At 61.8% G+C, this 4,586-nt stretch carries 2 protein-coding genes and 1 pseudogene; all 3 read right to left on the bottom strand.

What is annotated here, in order from left to right; translation table 11 throughout:
- Positions 1-2,723 (bottom strand): annotated as a pseudogene (locus WAW39_RS19670) (hypothetical protein); the annotation flags it as partial.
- 24 nt (positions 2,724-2,747) lie between these two features.
- Positions 2,748-4,142, bottom strand: coding sequence for a S1C family serine protease (locus tag WAW39_RS19665; protein ID WP_422320867.1), 1,395 nt, complete (start codon positions 4,140-4,142; stop codon positions 2,748-2,750).
- 51 nt (positions 4,143-4,193) lie between these two features.
- Positions 4,194-4,586 (bottom strand): class I SAM-dependent methyltransferase (locus tag WAW39_RS19660; protein WP_422320866.1); only part of this gene is annotated, 393 nt, incomplete at its 5' end.

Genomic DNA, 4,586 nt, shown 5'->3' with positions numbered 1-4,586 from the left:
CCTTTCTCCGGCAGCGCGGCGATCCACACGGCGTCCGCCGCGACCTTGAGCGCGCCGTCCGGCTCGATCACCACCGGTTTGAAGCTGGAATCGATGAATGACTTGGTCAGCGCGGGAAACTGCACGTCAAACTCGACCATGACGTTTTTGTCTTCGTTGCCCAGCAAGGTGAAGGCATCGGTGAAAGTCAGGAACGCACCGCCTGAACCTGCTGGATTGCCGACCTGGCGGGACACCCAGACATCCCCGGCCTGCCCTTCACTGATTTGGATGAGGCCCGCAGAAACATTGACGTACTGGCGGCTTTGCAGCGGCCGGAACTGCGGTTCACCAGCCCGGGGGCGCGTTTCGGCGTCGAAATTCATCTGGGCGCTCTGAAAACGATTCAAGTCATACGGTTGCGTGAGCTGGTGCGCCTTTGATTCAAATAGAGCGGAATCGACACGCAGCAGGCCAGCCTCCGGCAGACTTGCGCCTTTCGTGACCGTGCCGTTTTCACGAAAATCCCACAAGCCGCTGCCGAATCGATGCTCACGCCGGACGGTGGCAGAAGGCGCTGGTGAATTCGGCGTGGGAGTGGCAGCCGGTCTGGGGGGCGCAGTCGTCGGCATGGCGGCAGGAGCAGGAGCTGGCAGCGGCGTGAGCTTTGCCACATCCCACAGCGAGATGGCGGTGTTCTGGTGTCCGCACGCCACCATAGTGCCCTCGGCTTGCAGCGCTAGGCAGCTGATGTCGTTGGTCATCATGGGCGTCTGACCGATCAGTTTGCCGGTTTCGATCTCCCATACGAACAAGTGCTGCCGCTGCCGCACGTCGTCCATCAGCATCCAGGCGCAGCGTTTTTCATCCGCGCTCACCGCGGCCTTGATGTTGAGATCGGGAGAATAACCGCGCGCGGGTTTCTCGAAGTCGGGCAGTTTTGTTTTGCCGTCCAAGCTGCTGGCCCAGATGCGCGCATTCCCCTCACTGATCACGAACTGCCGCCGGGGCAGCACTGCGATGGGCTCGTAGCGGGCAGTGGACAGTTCCGCCACGGTGCCCTGCTGCAAATCCAGCCGCAGCCATGCCGAGGATGTCTCACCGAAAAAGGTGAAGCTGTCATCCTGGCCGAAAAACCAATGCTGCGAGCTCACTGGCGGCGTTTTGTCCTTGACCCCGCGTGAGATGCCAGCACCCAGCCCCCGACGAATCACGATCTGCGCGAGGCTGTTCGCCGTGATGAACCACTTTTCCGCAGGGTCGACGAAGACACCTGAATAAGACCAATCGCCTAACTGGGCCGAACTCACCCCGCCAAATGCCAGCTCCGGGTTCACTATCAGGGGTTTTTCAGGTGGCGGACCGCTGAGTGCTGGCAGCTTCCACCGCAGATAATTGTCGTGTTCTTCCGCCAGGGCCTCCGTCTCATTGGCCACCAAAGCCAGGGTGTCAAAGGTGCTCTCGACCGAGCTATGATGATGCTGGCTCTTCAACCAGGCACGCGGTTTGCGGGTTGCCATGTCCCAGACCCAGATCCCTTCGGAATCGTTGCAGAAGAGCGTCCCGCCGTCTTTGGCAAACCGGAGCAGATGGGGCCGGCGCACCGACTGGCGGTGCCGCGCTGGATTGGTGGCATCCGTTTCACGCAGGCTGATGATCTCCAGGCCATGCTCGTGCTCCAGCAGCAGATGTCCGCCGTCAGGCGACAGGGTGCCCCCCTGGCAGTGATCCAGCTTGATGCGTCGCGTCTTCTTCGAGGCCAGATCCGTCACACGTGCGGAGTCATCGGAGACAAGGACGATGGAACGACCATCCGGAGTGAACATGGCATTGTGCAGGGTGTCTCCGACTCCCCCGCCTTCACTGACCGGGTGGTAGTCATGGTCTTCATAAACAGTACTCCACTTGCCGTTGTTCAGGCCGAGGCAGGTGACCTCGCCGTTTCCTTCCAGCAGGATGTGCCTGCCATCCGGCGCCACCGACACTCCACCCCGAAGCTCCTCCAGCGGTGGGCAGTTCACCTTCACCGGCTGCAAGGTGCTCAGGGGCAGGCGCAGCAGGACGGTTTTCTCCTCTTCTTTGTGCTGCATCCAGATTTCATCGGCACGCATCATCAGCCGCCATGACTGGAATTCGCTCCCTGACGCCCGCCCCTCGAAGTCATGCTGGCGCAACAGCATGCCACTGGCGGCATCGAGCAGGCGCAGGCTCTTCTGATTGCTCCAGATGCTCAGCACGGCCACCATCTTGTCGTCCAGGGTGAACGCCGCACCCGTGACGAATTCGTTTTCGCGAATCGGCAGTTTCCACAGCCGTTTGCCGTCCTGCATCCGGAAACAGCCAAACGCCCCCGCCCGCCAGGCCATCCGGTTGGTGGCAGGGTCAAGCGCCTCGTCGTCCTTGCGCGGCGACTGCGCGCAGAGCAGGTCGCCGCGCTGCGAAACGCACCATGACTCCCCGACATTGAACATGGCCGTGCGTGCGGCACGAAACGTTTTCGGGTCCGGTTTCCAGATGCTCAGCCGGTGCAGTCCGACGGCGTGTGGCTCAAGCGCGAATATTTGTCCGCTGCGATGCCAGACCGGCGTGCCGCGCAGGTAGGGGCCCGGACCCGGGGTGCCCAAAAATCCAAGCAGTGCCGGATTCTGCCCGTTGGCCTGTTCCAAAACGGGCTCAGCGCCGTGCACCGGCATGAGAATCCAGGCAGTGAGCAGGAGGAGTGCGGACCTTAGAGGTGTGTTCATGATAGGGAAATGATTGGCTGCGGGTTACTTCACGGCAGGCAGTGGGAAGCCGACGTCCGTCTGTGCGCCGGACTTTTGCTGCAGTCGCAGCAGCACGAGGGGTTTCTTGGGGCGCAGCCTTTCGATGTACTGCTCATCGCTGTCCTCAAGGGCGCGAGTGACTCCACGTCCGTTGACCCGCAAAATAAAATCTCCCGCCGCCACTTTGAGTGTGCCGTCCGCTGTTTTGAAATCGGTGAGCGCCCGCAAGGCTTGAAAGTTCTTCGGCAGCAGAAGCTGATTGCGCAGCTTTTCGTCCACCAGCACCACCCGCAGTCCCGGGAGCAGTTCCCATTCCAGCGCCTGGGGCGGCGGCTTGGTTCCGGGCGTCTCAATCAGTGCTACCTGGACTTCCTGCACTTCGTTGTTCCGTGTCAGCGCGAGCTTCACGCGCTCTCCAGGTTGAAACGTCGTCATGCGCATGAGAAAGCGCGCACGGCTCGTCACCGCCTGCCCGTTCACCGCAGTGATGACATCTCCGGGCAACAGACCGGCCTGCGCCGCCGGCTGCCCTTCCTCGACCTGCATCACCACGGCTCCTTTCACGGCGGATCCCAGTTTCAGCTCCGCGATCACGCCGTCCGTCACATCGACCAGTCGAACCCCGAGGAAGCCTCGCCGCACCTGGCCGTTCTTCAGCAGATCCTCCGCCACCTTCAGCGCCAGATTCACCGGAACGGCAAGTCCTATGCCCTCTCCGCCATAGCGCGCCGTGTTCATGCCGATGACGCGACCGAGGCCATCGATCAGGGGACCGCCGGAGTTGCCCGGATTGATGGCGGCGTCGGTCTGGATGAAATCCTGCAAGCTGCTGGCAAGGCCGTGGATCTCCGCACGTCCGGTGGCGCTGACAATGCCCAGAGTCACGGTCTGCTCCAGGCCAAAGGGGCTGCCCAGCGCCAGCACCACATCTCCCGGCTCCGTGGCGTCACTGTTTGTCAGGGTGGCTGGCTGCCATGTGCCGCTCTTTGCCCGCAGCAGCGCCACATCCGTCGCCCCGTCCATGCCCACGATTTCAGCCGGAATATCCTCGGTGCTGCCACGTGCCCGCAGCATGATCTCCTGAGCCCCGTTCACCACATGGTAGTTGGTCATGACCAGCCCCTCCTTGGTCAGCACGATGCCGCTGCCATTGCCGGCGGGCCGGCGTGTGTCATGCGGCATGAGGTCATAACGGTCATCCAGCCATTCGTTCCTAGGCTTCCAATGCCGCACCCAGATCGTCACCACGCTGTCACGCGCGGCTCCCACGGCATTACGATAGCTCAGCACGACGGTGCCTGGATTCGCCAGCGGCGCGTCATCCCGCCGCACCTTTGAGGTCAAATCCTGGCCTGCCGCCATGCAGGTCAGCAAGAAACAGCAGAGCAATAATCGCATTTCGCGAGCCTAACCAACAGCCCGAGAAACTGGCAATGAGAATTTCCAAATCTAACTTAGAAAAAGCATTACGTGGTGCTGGGCAAAACGATCCAGCACCCGCGTTTGCGACAGTCCCGCCTGCTTGGCCATCTGCGTGAGATCGGCCAGGGTCTCAGGGAAGTCGTAGGCGGAGACGTGGGCGCAGGCTTCATCAAGATGCTCCGGCAGCACCTCCGTCCACTGTGTGCGCATGCTGTTCAGGTAGCTGTCGAGGTACTGCTCACGTGTCTGGCCGTCCTCGCGCACGACATCGACCAGAATGAACTGACCACCCGGAGCCAGGCGCTCGGCGCAGGCACTGAAGAGGCGCTGCTTGTCTGCGGCATTCAGATGATGCACGGCAAAGCCGCTGAAGATGACGTCAAAGGCCGAGTCCGTGTCCTCCACGGCCTTCAGCATGTC

The organism is Prosthecobacter sp. (assembly GCF_049294395.1).
Classification (GTDB): domain Bacteria; phylum Verrucomicrobiota; class Verrucomicrobiia; order Verrucomicrobiales; family Verrucomicrobiaceae; genus Prosthecobacter.
The sequence above is the reverse complement of the archived record's forward strand: the minus strand, read 5'-3'. Positions and strand labels throughout refer to the sequence as shown.

What these genes read in the sequence shown, in the direction of transcription:
- WAW39_RS19665 (WP_422320867.1), bottom strand. Translation starts at nt 4,142, where the DNA reads ATGCGATTATTGCTCTGCTGTTTCTTGCTGACCTGCATGGCGGCAGGC.